The organism is uncultured Methanobrevibacter sp., assembly GCF_902771435.1.
Taxonomy (GTDB): Archaea; Methanobacteriota; Methanobacteria; order Methanobacteriales; family Methanobacteriaceae; genus Methanocatella.
Genome location: NZ_CACXXB010000010.1, coordinates 26922 through 46083, shown reverse-complemented (window position 1 = coordinate 46083; position 19162 = coordinate 26922). Strand labels below are relative to the sequence as shown.

The window sequence follows — 19162 nt, the reverse complement described above, 5'->3', positions numbered from 1 at the left end:
ATTTTGCGTTTTTTTAAGATTTTTAATACTTTTATGAAAAAACATAAAGTCGCACTTCAAAAATAAATTTATAAATTTAAGTTAAATTTTTAATAATGAAAATCGATTCAAATGGAAATCTAATACTTGGTACGGCTGTCATTTTGATAACAACATTGTTGCTGATTGCAATTTTTGTTTTTACAACCTTAAATTATATTGAAAACGAAAATATTGACTCTGGTGAAAATGACAATTTCAAATATATTGTAGATGACTATTCAAATAATCTGGAGGTTTTGGGAAGAGATTCAATAGAGGATGCGTGCAATAAAGTTTATAAAACATTGAAACTCTTAGATAGTGAAGACCAAATCAAAAAGAACTTGAATAAGAAATTAGCTAAAAAAAATGAGGAATTCGAAGAGAAATATGGCATGAAAATTTCATCTGAGGTGTTGTCTGTTGAGCCGACGGATGACCCCTGGAAGGTACTGTTTAAAGTAAAGCTAAACATGAAAAAGAACTCCAACAGATTTTATAAAATTATTGAAAAAAACGTTTCCGTTGAGGGGCTTAGAGACCCGCTGCCGGTTGCAAAGCTGTCAGTCGCCTCCGGAATATTTATCGAAGGAGATAAGATCAATTACAAAAATGCGCTTACAAGATATCTCAAACTCAGAAACCTGGACTCTCCCTTTTCATATGCATTTGCAACCTCTCCATTGACTATTAAAAAATGTCCCTATGACCCTTACATCCATCATGGAGATCCGGGAGTTTTGAAAGATTGCCTGAAAAAAGGCTATTTCCATGAAAGCAGGGACGGAAGCTGTTATCTATGCAGACTGGAAGGCAAGGGAACGTGCCCCCATTATGGCTTTGAGGTGTTCATTCAGACACACACACCACTTACGAACGATTCGATTTCCTGTTCCGACCATGTGGTTTTCCATGACCATTATACGGGTGAGAAAATCGACAAGTTTGACATTAACAGCTTAATTTTAGACAGTTCCCACAGAAAAAAATACGGGTTGGATAAAGATGATGGACAATAGGGGAAATTTAGTAATTGAAATAGCTATAGTATTGATAATAACACTGATGATTAGCGGAATTGTGCTCAATTATTCCGAATTATTGACAAACAGGGCTATCACATCAGAAGAAACAGAAAATACAGAAATTTTAATTTCAGAAATGGCGGATAATCTAGTCAATAATCCAGGAGTGCCCGACAATTGGGAAAAATACGGCAGGGGAATGCCAGGTCTTGCGATAATAAACGAAGAGGGTAAAACCATTTCAAACAGCATTTCATTTTCAAAATTTATCGCACTTAAAAACAACTATAAAAATCTGGTTGACAAAAAACTGTTCAGCTCAAAAATTAAGACCTCAATGGAGCTTGTTCCTCAGGAGAGTAGTATTTCAAGTGTAAAAATTGGAGACAGCAACGAAAAAGGTGACATTTTTTCAGCCAACAGATTGGTCAAATGTGATTTTTATAAAAAATTTGTCATTAAAGATTTCCAATATGAAGGCAAATGCAACCACAAGCATTCACAGGACAGGCACAGCTGCAATTACTTTAAAATATTTCCCGTGAACCTGAAAAAATCAGATTACTATCTGTTAATAGACTCGGAGCAAAGTAAAGATTTAAAATATATCATTGATACTACAAGGGTTGTCAAGCAAAGATATTGGCAAAATCCCGGTTCGGATAAAATATATTTGAACGATAAAATCAGTTTTTATGACGATTCCAGTGCCGTGGTATTCATTCACTTCAACAAGCCCCATGTAAAGGCGGTACTCGTCAGTGTTCCTAAAAATTTTAAGATGCATGATTTAAATTATGATTATTTTAGAGAAAACACTTGCAATTTCATTTTAAAGGCATGGTATTAGATTAACATGCCTAAAACTATTAATGAAACAGAAATCAATGTTAAACTTGAAATTGAATCTGTGATACTTGTTGAAATTGGAATTACAATATTGTCCGGATCCAGATTCTTGTTGTAGGAAATTGTTGAAATGTAATATACCAAAAATACCATAATTGTAACAAGAATAATTCCTGCAATGGTACTTATCAGCAATATGTTTAAAAATCCGACTCCTGCTGTTTTAAGAATAATTGATGAGGATTCTGCTAAAAATCCTATGAACGGGAATACAACAATAGCTAAAATAAAGCTGATTATAAAATTGTGGATTGTATTTCCTTTAGGTATTCTCAGCGGTTCAACCAAACCGGAGTGAAGACCTGAAGATAGTTTGGCGCCTAAAATACTTATCAGGCTTCCGCATTCCCCTGAAAACAGCGGCAGTAATGTGAGCAGACTTGGATTGGTAAGCAATGTTTCAACAGAACTGTTTAAAATTCCACCTGCTGAACCTCCCAAAAAGGAACATGCAAGCAATATTGGTGTTGACTGTTTCAAAATTGTTTTTGTCTCATATGATAATTTATAACAGTGAACAAAGCCAATTAAAACCCCAATTAAAATTATGGCAAGTATAACATCCTTTACAATGAAATTAACATTCAGAATATTTAAAATAAGTATTGATACGATGATAGCCGGCAATGTGAATAAATCACCGAATGCTGCTATAATCGGGCTTGTGATGTTATCCGGATCCCATCCATGTTCAAAACTTTTAAATGAAACAAACATTGTTATTGGAAGCATGATTATGTTGGAAATTATGCCCGCCAATGTACAAATCAAAATAAAGTCAATTAAGTCCATTGAAGGATAATGCAGTAAAATACAGAATATCTTACCTACAATGCCTAAAAATATGGATAAGACTAATGTCAAAACAAATGAGGCAAAAATATTATAATTCAATTGCTCTGAAAACTCAAATTCCGGAGATATTATACCAATGTGCAGGTTTGTTGACAATCTTGAAGCAAATGATCCAAAAATGTTTCCCCTCATTCCAATGGCTCCAGGAATAACAACCAAAAGACCGGGAAATGCTTCAAGGAAAAAAGTCATCTTACCTAATATGATACCGGCTATTAAATCTCCAACCGCACATATCAAAAGAGCAATTAAGCCTTCTTTTATGGAACTTTTATGAAGTTCATAAAATTCCGAAAAGGCTGATTTCGATAGTGAACTGCGAATCCTCTTCTGGTTGTCTTTCACAAATATCACTACCTACTATCATTTTTATCACTTCTTTATTCATCTTCTAATTCTTCTGGAATATCTTCAAAAGAACATGTTCCGGCTGCAAGCTTTTCAAGCAAATCTGCACCTTCGTCAGTTCCTTTTAAAATTAATGTGTCTTCTGGCAATAGAGTGGTTCTCTTATCCGGACCGTAAATCCAGGATACACCTCTCCTAATTGCAATTACTTTCATACCAGTACGATTTACTAAAAGTAAATCTCCTAAAGTATTATTGGCCAATTCGGAAGATTCATCAACTACAACTCTAACAATACTTTTATCTGATTCTTCCATAACCATTTTAAATACTGGATGTGGTTTAAAACCTTTTATAACTAAATCTGCTAAATCTTTTGCAGCATTAGCAATACTTTCTGCAGCTTCAGCAATTTCAATTAAAGCTGTTAACTTTTCAGCATCTTCATAAGATCTGGCTGCAACTAACGATTCTTTCTTAATTTCATAATTCATCGTGTTAACTTGATTTTCTAATGTGATAACTTCTTCAGCAGCAGTTTTACTGTTGAATAAAACAGCCGAGTAAGCTAAATCAACCATTAACTCCGACATATTTTTCATTTCAATTAATAAGTTTTTGATTGTCAATTAAATTCACCTAAAGATTGTTTGGGTCAGTTTTCAATAAACATGCTCTTCTAAGCTTCAATAAAGTTTTTTTCTTAGCCTTCAAATCTTCCACATCTTCTAGAATATTTTCCAAAGGCGGCCTTAAACATTCAACTGCGTCTTTTTCATGCAACCACATGCATTCCTTGCAGTTCCAAACGTTTTTGCCTTTAATCCATTCTCCTCCGGTTGAAGAATCACCGCACGGATAGAACGGACAATAGCAGAAATCACAGTATTGGCCTTCATAGTGGCATGGATAATAGTCACATTCACGGTTAGGTCCATGTGGAATCTCGCCGTTTATGAATTTTTCATAATGATCTTGTGATAAAGGATGGATTTTAGATCTTATTACGTATCCTCTAGGTGTTACAAGCTTTCCGTCCTGAACATAGGTCAAGTCATTGCCTACAATTAGTGTACAGGACATGTTTACCAGCTCTTCAGTCAAGTCCTTAACTTCAACTATGGTTTCCCTTGGAGGAGTAAAAGTACTATCTACAATACCTATTAATGCATCTTCACCTTTAATATCAATTACAGATTCCCTGAATATTTTGAAAGGCTCTTTTCGGGTCTTACTCAATGGATTATAAATAGCTACAATTAGATTGGCTTCAAGGGCAAACCTCAATTTCTTTTCTATTTCAGATAAAGGGGTCAGGATGTTGCTTAAGCTGATTGCTGCAAAATCATGCAATGGAGCACCCAAATGGCTGGATGCATAATTCAGTGCAGAAACACCTGGATAAACTTTTATTTCAACATTCTCATACTTGCTGACTATTTGATACAATACGTTTGCCATTCCAAAGACGCCGGGATCTCCGGAACTGATTAATGAAACAGTTTGGCCTTCTAAACTTTTTTGAATAGCAAATTCGGCTCTGGCTATTTCATCGCCCATACCCTTTTTGACAATTTCCTTATCGGCTATCAAATCTTCAATCTGCTCAATGTATTTTTTATAACCGATAATTACATCAGACTCTTCGATGGCTCTAACAGCCCCTAAAGTCATATTATCTCTATTCTGACCAATTCCAATTACATTAATCATATTATATCCTCTTTAGTATAGTTTTAATACAGAATTTATTGTAACTGATTTTTCATCTACCCTTAACCCTGTTCCTTTATATGAAGCTATTCCTTTTGCAATAATCTTATATGAAGGATTCTGATTGATGATTATCTGACCTGAAGTGGAATTCGGTGATGCATAACCCAATGCCTCAATTGTAACGTTGAAGTTCTTTTCATCAGTGTCTTCAGTGGTTGTTACATTGATTGAGTCATAGTTGATTCCATCAACCTTCGACATGTCTTCCAGTTCAAGCGCTATCTCTTTCTTATTAATGATTGTAACAGGGGTTGGGTCTTTAACTAAAACATCGTTGACTTTTTCCGGACTAAAAAAACTGGATATCTTCGAAATCTGCATTTCTATTAATCCCTGAACATTTGGCGCTTCAGCTGTAACAATGGTGTATGAGCCAAAAAGACCTAATTCGAAAAATACAACAAATAATATAATTATTAAAATAATTCTAACAAATTTATTCGCCATTTTTATCACAATCAATATTTTTGTTATTAAATAACAATATACTATAATGATTTAAATTTAGTTTTTAATATATAATAAAGATACCTATAAAAATCAAATTTAAATATTAAATCTATGGGGAAAAATAAATATTGCAAACAAAAATTCTCAAAGTTTAATTAAGATAAAAAATAAAAATTTTAAACAGTATGTCAGCTAATAAAATTCTATTAAAATTTGCAAAAAAGGGAATCAACCTATCACCTGAAGCATATGATAAAGTTATTAATGCAGAAAACCCGCTAGATTTTGCATCTTCTTTAATAGTTAAGTTAAAAGGTGATAAGTTTTCCTCAAAAGATTTGGTTTCTGTTAGCGGAGAAACCGTTGATGAAATTACAGGTAATGTTAAAAAAGCAGACACCACCAATCAGAAAACATTGATCGACGATGTTAAAACTGAAACAGAACAGAAAATTGAAGAAAACAAAACAAAAACAACACCTAAAACATTTTCAGATGACAAACAAGAAACCAAAATACCGCAACCAGAACTGAAAGCTAAAGAAACTTCAATTGAAAAACCTGAAACAGAAACACCAGAAGCAAAAGTTAAAGAAACTTCAATTGAAAATCTGAAAAAAGATTCAGACAAGCCTGAAAAATATATCAATCAAGAGATTGTCGAAGCGACAGAAACAGTAAAGGATGAAAAGATTCAGTTCAAGCGTAATCTTCAAAAAACAAATGTCGAATATGACTTTAAAATTATTCAGGACACCAGTAAAAAATCATACACCAGCGGAGAGCTTGAAAACCTGATTTCATACTTTAAAAGCAGATATGAAAAACTAGAAAATATCCTCTCTAAAAGACCTGAACTCAGAAATTATACAAAAATTGCCGATATAGACGATTCACAGGATAGCTTAACATTGATTTTAATGGTTCGTGAAATAAGATCAAGTAAAAACGGACATAAAATAGTAGAATTTGAAGATGATACCGGAAATATTTCCATTCTGTTTTCACAAAACAATGAGGAATTGTTTGCGGAAGCCGAAAAGCTCGTAAGGGATGAGGTTGTTGGCGTTATTGCAAACAAGAGTGATGACAGGGGATTCGCATTTGGCCAGCAGATTATATATCCTGGTGTTTTAAGAGTTCCAGATAAAAATATGGACTTCGGAATCGTCTTTTTATCAGATGTCCATATAGGCAGTTTAACATTCCTTGAAGATGCATTTTCAAGATTTATAGATTGGATAAACTGTGATTATGGTACTGAAGAGCAAAGAAGAGTAGCTGAAGACGTTAAATATCTCATCATTGGAGGAGATATTGTAGATGGAATTGGTGTTTATCCAAATCAGGATCAGGAGCTTGTTATAAAAGACATCACAGAACAGTATAATGAGGCCGCCAGATTTTTAGGAAACATCAGAAGCGACATCAAAATTATCATTGCTCCTGGAAACCACGATGCATCAAGAGTTGCTGAACCGCAGCCTGCAGTTCCTGAAGAATATGCAAAGGCACTGTATGAACTTGATAATGTTGAATTCATTTCAAATCCGGGAGTAGTTTCCCTAGACGGCATTAATGTCCTGATTTATCACGGACGCAGTTTTGACGATTTGGTTATGGCCGTTAAAGATTTTACCTATGAAAAAAGTGACTATCTAATGGAAGAGTTACTTAAAAAACGACATTTAGCACCTATATACGGTGAGCGAACACCATTGGCTTCAGAACTTGAAGATTATCTTGTCATCGATGAGGTTCCCGACATTTTCCACACAGGACATATTCACGTGAATTCCTACAGAAGATTCAATGGTATTCATTTGATTAATTCAGGTACATTCCAGACTCAAACAAGCTTCCAGAAAATCCACAATATCGAACCGACACCTGCTGAAGTGCCTGTTATACATAAAGGAAAATATAAACATTTCAAATTTTTATAGAGTGATTTTATGAAAAAAAATGTTGAAGAAATTATCAATGTAGGAAATAATATTTTTAACAAAGGTTTGGTTTCAGGTAAATCCGGAAACATAAGCAAAAGAATTGAAAGCGCAAATGGAGATATAGTTGCCATTACTCCAACAATGACATCACTAGCAAATTTAAAACAGGAAGATATTGTGCTGGTTGATTTGGATGGAAACCCGTTGACAAGCGGCAGGCCTTCATCCGAAATAAACATGCATCTTGAAATTTATAAAAAAAGACCCGACATTAACGGAATTGTACATACCCATTCCCCATATGCCACAGGGTTTTCATTTTCAAATAAAAAAATTAGAAGGCTGGAAGGCTTTGGAGAAATAAAAAATCAGTATCTGCCGGAAATCGACTATGAAAAACCTGGAACAGACGAACTTGCATTAAAAGCCAGTGAAAACATTGGAAACAGTGATGTACTTGTACTAAAAAAACATGGAGTAATCTGTGTTGGTGAAAATTTAAAAGAAGCAGAATCTTTAGCTATTTTTATTGAAGAAAGTGCTAAAACTCAATTTATAAGTTTAATGTTAAATTCAGTTGAAGATGAAATTTAATCTTCACCTGAAACAACATCATTTTTATTTCTTTTTGACATTCCTTCTTCAATCATTTTAATGATTAATCCGGATAATGAGGTATCTTCGTCAATTGCTATTTTTTTTAATTCTTTTTTCAAATCCTTAGGTAAATTTATAGTTGTTTTGCTTACGTCTGACATGTATAATAATTCAATTTAATTTAATATATATTTTTCTAATTACAAATCCATGATTTACCAAAAAATATTTAAAGTGTATAGAAACAAATATATAAATTAATAATTTTAACTTGTTTTTAATTATATTTTTGGAGGGAGATTTTTATGAGTAATCAAACTATAGAGGAAGTATGTCAGATTCTTGAATATATTTCAGAAAACAATACTGTACCTCGTAACATTCGAGAAGCAGCAAGTGAATCTAACGACTTATTAAAAGATGAAGAACAGGACCAATCCGTAAGAATAAGTACTGTTTTGGGAAAATTAGATGAAATCAGTAATGATCCAAACATCCCTGTACATGCAAGAACTTTAATTTGGGAAGTTCTCTCTAAATTAGAATCTATCTAATTTAACTCTTTTTTTCTTTTATATTCATTTTGAAACAGCGATAGCTATGGTTACACCATCATAGGATGTCTTTTTATATATCAATTTCGAATCAAAACCTGCCATTATCAATGCTGAAGGCTCACAAACACCATAGATTCCAAATTTTGATTTTACAAAGTCTGATTTTTGCACATCATTTGACTCGAATAGCTTTAATTTTTCAATTTCAATAAAGCTGACGGGAATGTCTAATTTTTCTGACAATTCCAATATTCCTTTTTCATCCTTTTTGATTTCAGCTGATGCTAAGCGATTGATTCTTGATTTGTCAATGTTAATGTCATTGAGGGATTTCATTAACCCTTCATAAATCTTTTCACATTCCTTGCCACGTCTGCAGCCTATTCCCACAACCATTTTCTTTTCCTTTAAAATAAGTTCATGACCATCTAAACTAACCCTGATTTCATCATCATCCACATCGTCTGAATAATTAAAGCAAACATCAATTTCAAGTGTATTGTTTCTTAAATATTCAATCAGATATTCCTTTTTTGATTTTGATGTCAATGTAATTTCATGACCTTCCAGAATTGCCTTGTTGAAAAATAAAATTTCCCTGGGCCTGTCGATTGACAAATACAAATCCCTTGCAAGCACATCAATTCCCAACCTGTTGTTAATGTCACTAGAAGTTGTGATTACAGGTGTTGCACCAATTAATTCAGCGATTTTATTTGTTAAGCTGTTTGCACCACCCAAATGCCCAGATAATGTTGATATTACAAAGTTTCCATTATCATCAATGTTTAATACTGCAGGATCTGAAGTTTTTGATTCAATGTATGGTGCGATTGACCTGATTAAGATGCCACTTGCCATTACAGCAATAACAGCATCATATTCATAAAAAGCGATTTTCAAATATTTTTTAACGTTCTTATGAAACAGATCAGCTTTAATTATTGTTGAATCATTGTTCAATTTTTCCTTAATTGATATTGCTAAATTTTTTCCCTTATCCGATACAGAAACAATCGCTACTTTCATAATATCACATTCACCAATGTTAATAATATCAATACTGTCAAAGTAAATAATATTATTGTCATTCTTGACAGGTTAACAGCCTTTGTAATATCGTCCTTATCAATCTTTTTGTTGGCGTCTCCAAGAACATATGTATCCTTTTTAATCAGCTGTATATTCAATGCTCCTGCTGTTGTTGCCATTGTATATCCTGAGTTTGGAGACGGACATTCCCTTGCATCCCTCATCATTATTTTAAAGCTGTTTTTACCATCCAACTTAAGCAAATAAGCGGAAATGACAACATAGATGCCTGCTATCCTTGATGGGATGTAATTTAAAACATCATCAGTTTTAGCGGGAACAAAACCTATATCATTAAGCTCATCAGTCTGGTAGCCGACCATTGCATCGAGAGTGTTGAACATCCTGTACAGCATAGGTATCACAAGCAGGTAAAATATCTGATTGTCAAAATGATTAATCATAATAATTATTCCGAATATTGAATAGTAAAATATGGGAGCTATGAATGAATCTGTTATGTTTTCAGTCAGACTTTCTATAACTGCCGAAACAATGAAACTTTCCGTAAGTTCTTCCGTATCCCTGCTGACAAGATATGAAACTGACTTTCTTGCCTTTTCAATACTCTCATCAAGATCTGTTTTAACGTCAACAGCTGTTTTTAAAAGCATATTTACTGAAAATGTCGATGACAGCAACACTGAAAACACAATGAACAATAACAGTTCATTAAATGAACAAATAAATAATATAATATAAATTAATATAATAATAACTACTGATGTGAACAGTACCAAAAGCAGTCCTGAAATTCTATTTCTAATTTTGATAAAAATGTTTTTAAAAAAACCAATGATTGAACCCATAATAACAACAGGATGTATTCTGGTTGGAAGTTCACCGAATACAACGTCTATTGCAAGTGAAAGCAACAATGCTAAAGAAATAAAATAAAACAATTCAATCATACTTTATAATATATATAATAAAAAAATAAATATTTTATTATTTAATTAAAAAATAAATGATGATATTATGAATATCGAAGAACAAGTTAAAAAATGGTTGCTTGATGAAGATTTGTTAAGAGAAATGAAATATGATGAAAATGCAGATTTTCATTTTATAGCTGAGTTTCCTAAGGAAAACATAATGGACATTGTAAAACCAAAAGGTAAGGACTCCCTTATTATTGCATGCGCTACTCAGGTAGCTCCACAACATAAGAACTTAATGCAATCAGCTGACATCAGGACTAAAAAAGAGTTTATTTTGGATTTGAACTTTGGCTTGAACACATTTCTTGTTGATTTTGAACTTCAGGTAAACAATGATATATTGCAGCAGTTTGTCATTACAGAACAAATATTTGAAGATGGATTAACCAAAGACATGATGATTAGAACCATGAAAAGGGTTTTCAAATCAAAACTACATTGCATCTGGTTAATCGACAAAAAATTCGGATCCCTTCCAGCACCTACCAATGAAAATGATATGTTCATTTAGAGAGGGAGAGGTGCATTTCAACTGAAACGTTTACGAAGGTATATTAAGACTGAAGGGGTATATTTCAACTGTAAACACTTGAAATTTATCTCTCTTATTTTTCTTTGTTTTTGCGATTTGAGTATGTAAATAATGTTTTTAATATGATTTTACACTTTCATCTTTAATTTCCATTTTCGTTACACTTGAAATACATGTCTTCAATTTTGCTTTTCGCATGAAATTATATACACTTGAAACGGACCTCTCTGTCTGGATTATAAATCATGATAATTTTTTCAAAAATTGTCTTATTCAAGCCATCTGAGGGCTTATTTTTATCCTTTTTTCCTGATTTTTACACTTGAAATTGTTATTTTATATTGGAAATAGTCTTATTTCATATTTTAAATTTAAATTGATTTAAAAAGGTTTATTTTGAAAATATATATTTAAATTTGTTTAAATAATTAAATATTGATTTTATGGTATTTATTTTGATTTTTAATAATTTTAAGAAGTTTTATTTTTCGAGTTTCATCCATTTTTATTAACTTTTTCTAAAATAGTAATAAAAACCTTTATTTATTAGGTACAAAATATTATTAACACTGGAAATTATACTAATTAATTTTTTATTAAATTTATGTGGTGGCTATAATGTCAAATGTTTTTGAAGAATTGGAAAATGACTGGGATAAACTTTCATCTGCAAGCATATTTAAAGATAAAGAACCCTTAGATCACAGATATTTACCTGATAAATTAGTTCACCGTGAAGATCAAATAAAACAGATTGCTAGATATTGGGTTGATGTATTAAGCGATGTAACCCCTTCAAATGTTACTCTTTATGGAAAAACAGGAACCGGTAAAACTGCCGCATCTAAGTTTGCCCGTGAACAGCTGATTGAAATTGCAAATAAGAAGAAAGTTTTTGTAAAGGTTGAACATATCAGATGCACTGATTTTACTACAGAATATCAGGTAATTGCCGAAATTTGTAACAGGCTTGGACGTACAGTTCCTAATCGTGGATGGACCAAGGCTGAAGTTGTAAATACATTTAGAGATACCTTCAGATTAAGAAATACCTACGGCAAAAAGCTGCAGCTGATTGTTATTTTGGACGAAATCGACATATTGCTTGACAAGGACGGTGACGGAATATTATACACATTAACCAGAACTGACAATGTTTCTGTTTTATGTATCAGTAATTATTTGGACTTTAAGAATCTGATTAAGGCCAGAGTAAAAAGCAGTTTAAATGATAAAGAGATTGTTTTCCCTCCTTATGGTGCAGATCAGTTGTCTGATATCCTCTCTGAAAGGGCAGAATTGTCCTTCAAGGAAGGCGTTTTGGATGATGATGTAATTCCATTATGCTCCGCAATGGCTGCAAAAGAAGAGGGTGATGCTAGATACGCTCTTGATTTACTTAAAAGTGCAGGTGAACTGGCCTTTGATGAAGAATCAGAAAAGGTTACCAGTGAACATGTAAGAAAAGCTAAAGATACTATTGAACACAACAAAGTCATTGAAATTATTTCCACATTACCACTACAACAGCAAAGGGTTTTAGAAGCTATCTTAAACTTAACAAAACAGGGTGAAGAGATATCTTCCGGAAAATTATATGATGAGTACAAGGAAATCTCAAAAAAGGATGCAGTAACCTACAGAAGAATCTTTGACTTTATCAATGAACTTGAATTATTGGGTATAATTTCAACTAACACAATTTCACGCGGTCGTGGAAAAGGAAGAACAAATATTATCAAGCTTCAATGTGATGAAACATTACTTGAAACAACCCTTTACACTATTTAGGGTTGTTTTTTATTAATGTTTTTAAGATTGCCATTCTTACAGGAACGGCATTTGCTGCCTGAGTGAAGTATTTGTTGTATTTTGTGTTATCGACATCAGTGGCGATTTCATCAATTCTAGGTAAGGGATGCATTACAATCAAATCCTTGCCTTCAAGCATTTTTTTGTTCACGATATAAGCACCTTTTATTTTTAAATAATCATTAATATCTCCAAAGCGCTCTTTTTGGATTCTTGTTACATACAGCACATCAACGTCATCGATAATTTTTTCAATGGAATCGACTTCCTGCCAGGTAATGTTGGTTTTGTTGATGTCATGGAGAACTTCCTGAGGCATTTTGAGCTCAGGAGGAGACACAAGATAAATTTTAACATTATTGAATAATCCTAATGCATTTGACAGTGAGTGCACGGTACGGCCAAATTTCAAATCACCTATTAAAGCTATTTTTAAATTGTCAATATCACCAATCTCTTTTTTGATTGTGTATAAATCAAGCAATGTCTGTGTAGGGTGCTGGCCTGCACCGTCACCGGCATTAATAACGGGAACATCAACAATATCAGAAATGAATTTGGATACGCCTTCAAGCTCATGCCTGATTACCAAAGCGTCACTATAGCCTTCAAACATTTTTGCAGTATCTGCAATACTTTCACCTTTGGAAACAGAACTTGATCCGCTGTTTTCAAATCCTATGCATTCTCCTCCCAAACGCTTCATTGCAGTTTCAAATGATATTTTTGTTCTTGTTGAAGGTTCAAAAAACATCAAACCAAGTAGCTTACCCTTCAATTCCTCAGATATTTCTTTTGATTTGGCAACGTCTTCCAGTTTTGATGCTTCATCCAAGATGTATTCAATATCTTCTCTTTCAAAATCCTTTATTGAAATTATGTTTTTCAGTTTAAAAATTTTAATCAACCCTTTTATTAATCATGTTATTAATATAATCGGCAAATTTATCGATTTCATCCATGTTTAGCATGGGAAGCTCCTTTCCATTTTTTTTATAGTCATCGATCATGTTATTTATTTTCCTTTTTTCAATGAAATTTCCTTCGTCGGGATTTAATTCATATCCGAAGTTCGAATTAATCTGTGAAGTGTTTACCAGTTCTTCGGTAAATGTCTTGTTCAACCTGTCTTTTGTGTCTATTCCTTCTTCACAATTCAATACCAGTGCTATAGGTTTTTCTTTCAATGTTTTCATATTTCTTGAAATGTATCTTTTAAGAGTGCTCTGTACCTTTCCGTTATAGGCCGAACCTGCAAGTATGATATAATTGTATTTCAGAAGACATGCGGTTTTTGCCTTTTCTATAGGTATCAGCTGAACACTGGCATTTATTTTGCTTGATAATATTTTGCATGCTTTTTTTGTTGTTCTGCTTGATGTGGAGTATATTATTGCAATTTTCATATTATTCTTTCTATTGGCACAACAAGAATGTCTTTTGCGCCGGCGTTTCTTAGGTCGTTGACAAGCTCAAATACCTGTTTTTCGTCTATAACAGCCTGAACTGCCACGGTTTTTTCACTGGACAATACCTCTGATATTGTCAGACCTCCCATTGAAGGCATTACTTCCTTTACTTTGTCCAGGTCGACACTTTTTACGTTCATCATAATCAGTTTTTTCCTGTCGGCATCAAGAACACCCCTGATGCTTGTGGTAACTGCTTCTATCAGTTCCTTCTTGTCCTTTAAGCTGTCCTTGTTTGCTATGATTTTTATTGTGCTTTCAAGAATTGTATCAATAATTTCGAGATGATTCATTTTCAATGTTGTTCCGGTGCTTGTCAGGTCTGTAATTAAATCGGCTATTCCAATGAAAGGTGCCGCTTCTGTAGATCCGCTCAGTTTGACAATCTTTAAGTCCAAACCATTTTTTTCCAAATATTTTTTTGTCAATACCGGAAATTCAGTAGCCACCTTCATATCTTCTGTGATGTCTTTAACTGAATTCACTTCGGAATCTTCGGGAGCTGCGAGAACAAGTTTTGTCTGTCCAAATCTCAAATCCAGAAGCTCTTCGACATCAGCTTCATTTTCCTGTATCAAGTCAACACCGGTTATTCCCATATCTGCAACTCCATCGTTTACAAATTCAGGAATATCGGATGCTCTTGCAAACATGACTTCTATATCTTCATTGAAAGTCTTTGAAATTAATTTTCTGTTGTTTTTATCAATTAATCCTAAACCTGCCTTTTCCAGAATGTTTATGGAAGGTTCACTTATTCTTCCCTTTGAAGGAACAGCAATTTTTATTTTCATCATTTCACTCAAAATTTTTTTTACCTATATTATATTATTAATCATTTGTTAAATACTTTTAAGTATTACTTTTAATTATTAGTATTCTAATTTTTGTTTAAAGGCTATTTTTTGCAAAATATTTAAATATTAAGTCATTACAATAGTCATAATAGCTTATTATTAACTCAATTAATAATAAGTTTTAATAAACTTATAGTGAGGTGAAAAGTATGTCTGAAATACCAAAAGCTCCTATTGCTAGAATCATTAAAGAATCTGGTGCAGAAAGAGTTAGCGAAGATGCTAAAGAAGAATTAGCTGCATACTTAGAAGAAGTTGCTCGTGATGTTGCTAAAGAAGCTAACAAAGTTGCTAAAGTTGCAAAACGTAAAACTGTTAAAGCTGATGATATTAAATTAGCTATTAAAAACTTATAGATTTAAGTTTTTAACTTTTTTTATTTTTTTTAAGGTGTTATTATGTCAGATAATACTATATTGATTAAAAATGCATTAATTTTAAATCCTAATAATTTTGAAGAAAAAAAACAATCTCTTTTAATTAAAAACGATTTGATTGCTGAAATTTCAGATGAAATCGATGAAGGCAATGCTGATAAAATTATAGACGGCGAAGGAAAAATTTTACTTCCAGGATTTGTAAATACTCATACTCATTTATCCATGACTTTATTTAGAGGATTAGCTGATGATTTAAGTTTGGACAGTTGGTTGAATGATCACATATGGCCAATGGAAGCTAATCTCAATGGTGATTATTGTTATATCGGTGCTCTTTTGGGAGCTGTTGAGCTTATTAAATCAGGAACAACCACATTTTCAGATATGTATTTTTACATGGAAGATGTGGCCCGTGCCGTGGATGAGGCAGGCTTAAGGGCAGTTCTTTCCTATGGAATGATTGATTTTGGCGATGCAGAAAGAAGAGAAGCCGAAATAAAAGAAAACATGACTTTATTTGAAAATTGCAATGGCATGGCTGATGGAAGAATCAAAGTCTTTTTCGGTCCGCATTCCCCATATACAGCTTCAGAGGAATTGCTCATCAAGGTTCGCCAACTGGCCGATGAATACAACATGGGTATCCATATACACGTTTCAGAAACTCAAAAGGAAATTAATGATATAAGTGAAGAAAAAGGATTAAGGCCTTTTGAATACTTGGACAAAATCGGATTTTTAGGTCCCGACGTTGTTGCAGCCCATAGCGTATGGCTGAGTGATGAAGAAATAGAAATAATCAAGAAAAACGACATTAAAATTTCCCATAATCCATGCAGCAATATGAAGCTTGCTTCAGGAATCGCTCCGGTTTCCAAATTGATTGAAAAAGGCATTTGCGTTTCAATAGGTACTGACGGCGCTTCTTCAAACAATAATCTGGATTTGATTGAAGAGCTGAAAACAGCCAGTTTGCTTCAAAAAGTTTCCACTCTTGATCCTAATGTGCTCAACTCTCATGAAGCTATTGCCATGGGTACCATCAAAGGTGCTGAAGCTTTAGGCCTTGGTGATGAGATTGGTTCCATTGAGGTCGGAAAAAAAGCTGACATTATCCTGATTGACACCAACAGTGCCAACATGGTTCCGGACAGTTCTACATTAACATCCAATATAATCTATTCGGCAAACGGTTCAAATGTTGATACCACTATCTGCAATGGTAAAATATTGATGGAAAATAAAAAGTTGACTGTTTTGGATGAACAGGAAATTTATGATAAGGCTCGCCAAGCCATAAAGAATTTAAAAGAAGCTATCTAGCTTCAAATTCTATTTTATTTTTATTTATTACAATACTCTTTTTCCACTCGTCTAGAGTTTCAGGGAAATCGGATCTGAAGTGTGCTCCTCTGCTTTCTCTACGAATGATTGCTGATTTTACAACAAGAATACAGATTTCCACCATATTTATTACTTCAAGAGCGGTCAACAAATCGGTATTATACTGCTTTTGGTCTTTAACATCAAGGTTTTCCAGCTCTTTTTGCATTTCAAGCAGTTCTTTTAATGCTTCATTCAATGTTTTTTCATCACGTACAATTGCTACCTTTTCCCACATTAACGATTTGATGTTGTTTTTGAATTCATGAGGTTTGATTGTACCTTTTTTAATTAGGCTTTCAATTCTTGAGGCTTCCTCTTTAACCTGTTCTTCATTGGATTTCAGTTGTGAATTTTCAGCGGCTTTGGAGGCGCTTTCTCCGGATATTTTTCCAAATACCTGGGTGTCTGCCAGCGCATTTCCTCCCAAACGGTTTGCTCCATGAACTCCTCCGCAGACTTCTCCTGCTCCGAATAGATTTTTAAGTGATGATGATCCGTCGGTATTTATTTTTAAACCACCCATAAAGTGATGAGCGGTTGGAGCTACTTCAATAGGACCGTGTTTGATGTCCACACCCACATTTTCAAACTGCAAAACCATTGTTTCAAGTTTTTCGTCAATGTAGTCATCATCCAAATGGGAAATGTCAAGGTATACTCCTCCATTTTCTGTTCCTCTGCCTTCTATGATTTCCTGATAGATTGAACGGGCAACAACATCACGTGTTGACAATTCCATTTTTTCAGGTGAATACTTGCTCATGAACCTTTCTCCATCCTTGTTTATGAGTTTTCCACCTTCTGCTCTAACTGCTTCGGTTACCAAAACTCCTTTTTTGGATTCCGGAGCCACCATTCCTGTTGGATGGAACTGAACCTGCTCCATATCTACCAGATTTGCGCCTGCCCTATAGGATATTGCAAATCCGTCTCCATTTTTTTGGAATGTGTTGGATGTTACAGGGTATAGCTGTCCAGCACCTCCGCTTGCAAGGATGGTCGCTTTTGCCTTGAAATAGATTAGACTTGAGTCCTTCAGGTTCAGGCCGGTTGCACCGATCACCTCATCGCCGTCGGTTACTAAGGATGTAATCATCACTTCCTCAATGCATTCAATGTCTCTTCTGATGATTTCCTCCTTAAGAGCATTCAGCAATTCTGCACCGGTTCTATCTCCCTGATAGCAGGTTCTTCTGTATGTCTGTCCACCGAAAGGCCTTTGGTCTATATCACCGGATTCCTGTCTGTCGAACAATGCACCGTAGTTTTCAAGGTCTATAAGTCTTTTCGGTGATTCGTTTACAAGAATTTCAACAAGTTTCTTATCGTTAAGATAGCTTCCGCCTTTAAGTGTGTCGTTAAAGTGAGCCTCTATTGAATCGTCCTTGTCGACTGTTTTGAAAACGGCATTGTATCCTCCTTCGGCCATTCCGGTACAGCCGGACCTAAATGAAAGACCTTTAGATACAATTAGTGGCTTTAAACCTGCATCATCAACTTCAATAGCTGCTCTTGAACCCGCTCCACCAGATCCTATAATTAACACGTCTGCTGAGATAGTTTTTATTTCCATTTCTATTACCCTGTAAAATTTTATTATAGTAATACTTTATAATTTGATTTTTAAATATATTTTCTTCAAAAATATTTATTAATATAAAATGTTTAACTTATATTATTGAATCTATATTTCTTAATTTAAATTTCAGTATAATTTTAGATACTATCATTAAATTAAAAATATAGTTAAAATTTTTACATTAACATTTAGTATCATTTAATTTAATTAGGGGTTATTTAATGAAAATTGAGGGTAAAGTTGCATCCGGTATGGGAAAGGCGGAATTTTTTCTCTCGCAGGAATTCTACACAAACGAATTTAAAAAAAATCTGGGTTTTGTTCCATTTCCCGGAACTTTGAATGTAATGGTAAGTGAAGATCATCTTGATGAAATCAATGAGATTAAGGATAACTGTGAAAATATAATAGAACCTGATGAAGATTTTGGTGCCGTGAAATACGTTGAAGCTAAAATAAATGGCATTATCGATGGTGCTATTGTATTTCCTGCAAAAACCACTCATGAAGTTAATTATCTGGAAGTTATTTCTGAAAAAAAATTAAGGGATGAATTGAACCTTAATGACGGAGACATAATTTCTCTCGAATTTTAGATTTTTACCGCAAAGTATTTTATACATGATA

General features: G+C 33.6%; 21 protein-coding genes. 10 read left to right on the top strand and 11 right to left on the bottom strand.

Annotation, left to right across the window (positions count from 1 at the left end):
• Nucleotides 1-95 precede the first annotated feature (95 nt).
• Both QZU83_RS03970 and QZU83_RS03965 read left to right on the top strand, forming a co-directional pair.
• Nucleotides 96-1040: a hypothetical protein gene (locus QZU83_RS03970; RefSeq protein WP_295609850.1), complete on the top strand. Its 945-nt coding sequence runs from the start codon at nt 96-98 to the stop codon at nt 1038-1040.
• Nucleotides 1027-1896 (top strand): hypothetical protein, encoded by an 870-nt coding sequence (locus tag QZU83_RS03965; protein WP_295609848.1) that lies wholly within the window; start codon nt 1027-1029, stop codon nt 1894-1896. Before QZU83_RS03970 ends, QZU83_RS03965 begins: the two co-directional genes overlap by 14 nt.
• Here the strand turns inward: QZU83_RS03965 and QZU83_RS03960 are convergent.
• The 4 genes from QZU83_RS03960 to QZU83_RS03945 are packed head-to-tail and all read right to left on the bottom strand — an operon-like array spanning nt 1893 to nt 5381.
• On the bottom strand, nt 1893-3164 hold the full coding sequence (locus QZU83_RS03960; RefSeq protein ID WP_295609847.1) for a magnesium transporter: 1272 nt from the start codon (nt 3162-3164) through the stop codon (nt 1893-1895). The genes QZU83_RS03965 and QZU83_RS03960 overlap by 4 nt on opposite strands.
• A gap of 26 nt (nt 3165-3190) precedes the next feature.
• Nucleotides 3191-3787 carry a potassium channel family protein gene (locus tag QZU83_RS03955; protein WP_295609845.1) on the bottom strand — a complete coding sequence of 199 codons (597 nt, stop codon included), beginning with the start codon at nt 3785-3787 and terminating at the stop codon, nt 3191-3193.
• Between the two features lie 10 nt (nt 3788-3797).
• Nucleotides 3798-4871 (bottom strand): precorrin-3B C(17)-methyltransferase, encoded by a 1074-nt coding sequence (cobJ, locus tag QZU83_RS03950; RefSeq protein WP_295609844.1) that lies wholly within the window; start codon nt 4869-4871, stop codon nt 3798-3800.
• Between the two features lie 12 nt (nt 4872-4883).
• Nucleotides 4884-5381 carry a hypothetical protein gene (locus QZU83_RS03945; protein WP_295609842.1) on the bottom strand — a complete coding sequence of 166 codons (498 nt, stop codon included), beginning with the start codon at nt 5379-5381 and terminating at the stop codon, nt 4884-4886.
• A gap of 188 nt (nt 5382-5569) precedes the next feature.
• Between QZU83_RS03945 and QZU83_RS03940 the strand changes: the two genes are divergently transcribed.
• A complete protein-coding gene (locus tag QZU83_RS03940) occupies nt 5570-7330 on the top strand; it encodes a DNA-directed DNA polymerase II small subunit (protein WP_295609840.1) in 1761 nt (586 codons plus the stop codon).
• A gap of 9 nt (nt 7331-7339) precedes the next feature.
• Nucleotides 7340-7927 (top strand): class II aldolase/adducin family protein, encoded by a 588-nt coding sequence (locus QZU83_RS03935; protein WP_295609839.1) that lies wholly within the window; start codon nt 7340-7342, stop codon nt 7925-7927.
• Here QZU83_RS03935 and QZU83_RS03930 read toward each other — a convergent pair.
• Nucleotides 7924-8091, bottom strand: coding sequence for a Met repressor (locus tag QZU83_RS03930; protein WP_295609837.1), 168 nt, complete (start codon nt 8089-8091; stop codon nt 7924-7926). The genes QZU83_RS03935 and QZU83_RS03930 overlap by 4 nt on opposite strands.
• Before the next feature lie 144 nt (nt 8092-8235).
• Here QZU83_RS03930 and QZU83_RS03925 point away from each other — a divergent pair, with 144 nt between their 5' ends.
• Entirely contained in the window at nt 8236-8484 is a 249-nt protein-coding gene (locus QZU83_RS03925) for a UPF0147 family protein (protein ID WP_295609835.1), read from the top strand.
• A gap of 24 nt (nt 8485-8508) precedes the next feature.
• Here QZU83_RS03925 and QZU83_RS03920 read toward each other — a convergent pair whose 3' ends face one another.
• Both QZU83_RS03920 and QZU83_RS03915 read right to left on the bottom strand, forming a co-directional pair.
• On the bottom strand, nt 8509-9516 hold the full coding sequence (locus QZU83_RS03920) for a cobalt-precorrin 5A hydrolase (protein WP_295609834.1): 1008 nt from the start codon (nt 9514-9516) through the stop codon (nt 8509-8511).
• Nucleotides 9513-10490 (bottom strand): cobalamin biosynthesis protein, encoded by a 978-nt coding sequence (locus QZU83_RS03915; protein ID WP_295609833.1) that lies wholly within the window; start codon nt 10488-10490, stop codon nt 9513-9515. The genes QZU83_RS03920 and QZU83_RS03915 overlap by 4 nt, the downstream gene beginning before the upstream one ends.
• 67 nt (nt 10491-10557) lie before the next feature.
• Here QZU83_RS03915 and QZU83_RS03910 point away from each other — a divergent pair, with 67 nt between their 5' ends.
• Both QZU83_RS03910 and QZU83_RS03905 read left to right on the top strand, forming a co-directional pair.
• Nucleotides 10558-11031, top strand: a complete 474-nt coding sequence (locus tag QZU83_RS03910) for a DUF2299 domain-containing protein (protein ID WP_295609832.1) — start codon at nt 10558-10560, stop codon at nt 11029-11031.
• Between the two features lie 639 nt (nt 11032-11670).
• Nucleotides 11671-12843, top strand: coding sequence for a Cdc6/Cdc18 family protein (locus QZU83_RS03905; protein ID WP_295609830.1), 1173 nt, complete (start codon nt 11671-11673; stop codon nt 12841-12843).
• Here the strand turns inward: QZU83_RS03905 and pyrB are convergent.
• The 3 genes from pyrB to hisG are packed head-to-tail and all read right to left on the bottom strand — an operon-like array spanning nt 12836 to nt 15127.
• The gene (gene pyrB / locus QZU83_RS03900) at nt 12836-13771 is read right to left on the bottom strand and encodes an aspartate carbamoyltransferase (protein WP_295609828.1); all 936 of its coding nucleotides are present in this window, start codon (nt 13769-13771) and stop codon (nt 12836-12838) included. The two genes, QZU83_RS03905 and pyrB, sit on opposite strands and share 8 nt — an antisense overlap.
• Nucleotides 13764-14270 carry a flavodoxin domain-containing protein gene (locus QZU83_RS03895; RefSeq protein WP_295609827.1) on the bottom strand — a complete coding sequence of 169 codons (507 nt, stop codon included), beginning with the start codon at nt 14268-14270 and terminating at the stop codon, nt 13764-13766. The genes pyrB and QZU83_RS03895 overlap by 8 nt, the downstream gene beginning before the upstream one ends.
• Nucleotides 14267-15127, bottom strand: coding sequence for an ATP phosphoribosyltransferase (hisG, locus tag QZU83_RS03890; RefSeq protein ID WP_295609825.1), 861 nt, complete (start codon nt 15125-15127; stop codon nt 14267-14269). Before hisG ends, QZU83_RS03895 begins: the two co-directional genes overlap by 4 nt.
• A gap of 212 nt (nt 15128-15339) precedes the next feature.
• Between hisG and QZU83_RS03885 the strand changes: the two genes are divergently transcribed.
• The gene (locus QZU83_RS03885) at nt 15340-15546 is read left to right on the top strand and encodes a histone family protein (RefSeq protein ID WP_295609823.1); all 207 of its coding nucleotides are present in this window, start codon (nt 15340-15342) and stop codon (nt 15544-15546) included.
• 42 nt (nt 15547-15588) lie between these two features.
• Nucleotides 15589-16893 (top strand): amidohydrolase family protein, encoded by a 1305-nt coding sequence (locus QZU83_RS03880; protein ID WP_295609822.1) that lies wholly within the window; start codon nt 15589-15591, stop codon nt 16891-16893.
• On the opposite strand, the gene tfrA is transcribed toward QZU83_RS03880, so the two are convergent.
• Nucleotides 16886-18529 carry a fumarate reductase (CoM/CoB) subunit TfrA gene (gene tfrA, locus QZU83_RS03875; RefSeq protein WP_295609820.1) on the bottom strand — a complete coding sequence of 548 codons (1644 nt, stop codon included), beginning with the start codon at nt 18527-18529 and terminating at the stop codon, nt 16886-16888. The two genes, QZU83_RS03880 and tfrA, sit on opposite strands and share 8 nt — an antisense overlap.
• A gap of 227 nt (nt 18530-18756) precedes the next feature.
• On the opposite strand from tfrA, the gene QZU83_RS03870 reads away from it, so the two are divergent.
• A complete protein-coding gene (locus QZU83_RS03870) occupies nt 18757-19131 on the top strand; it encodes a CTP-dependent riboflavin kinase (RefSeq protein WP_295609818.1) in 375 nt (124 codons plus the stop codon).
• Nucleotides 19132-19162: the final 31 nt, after the last annotated feature.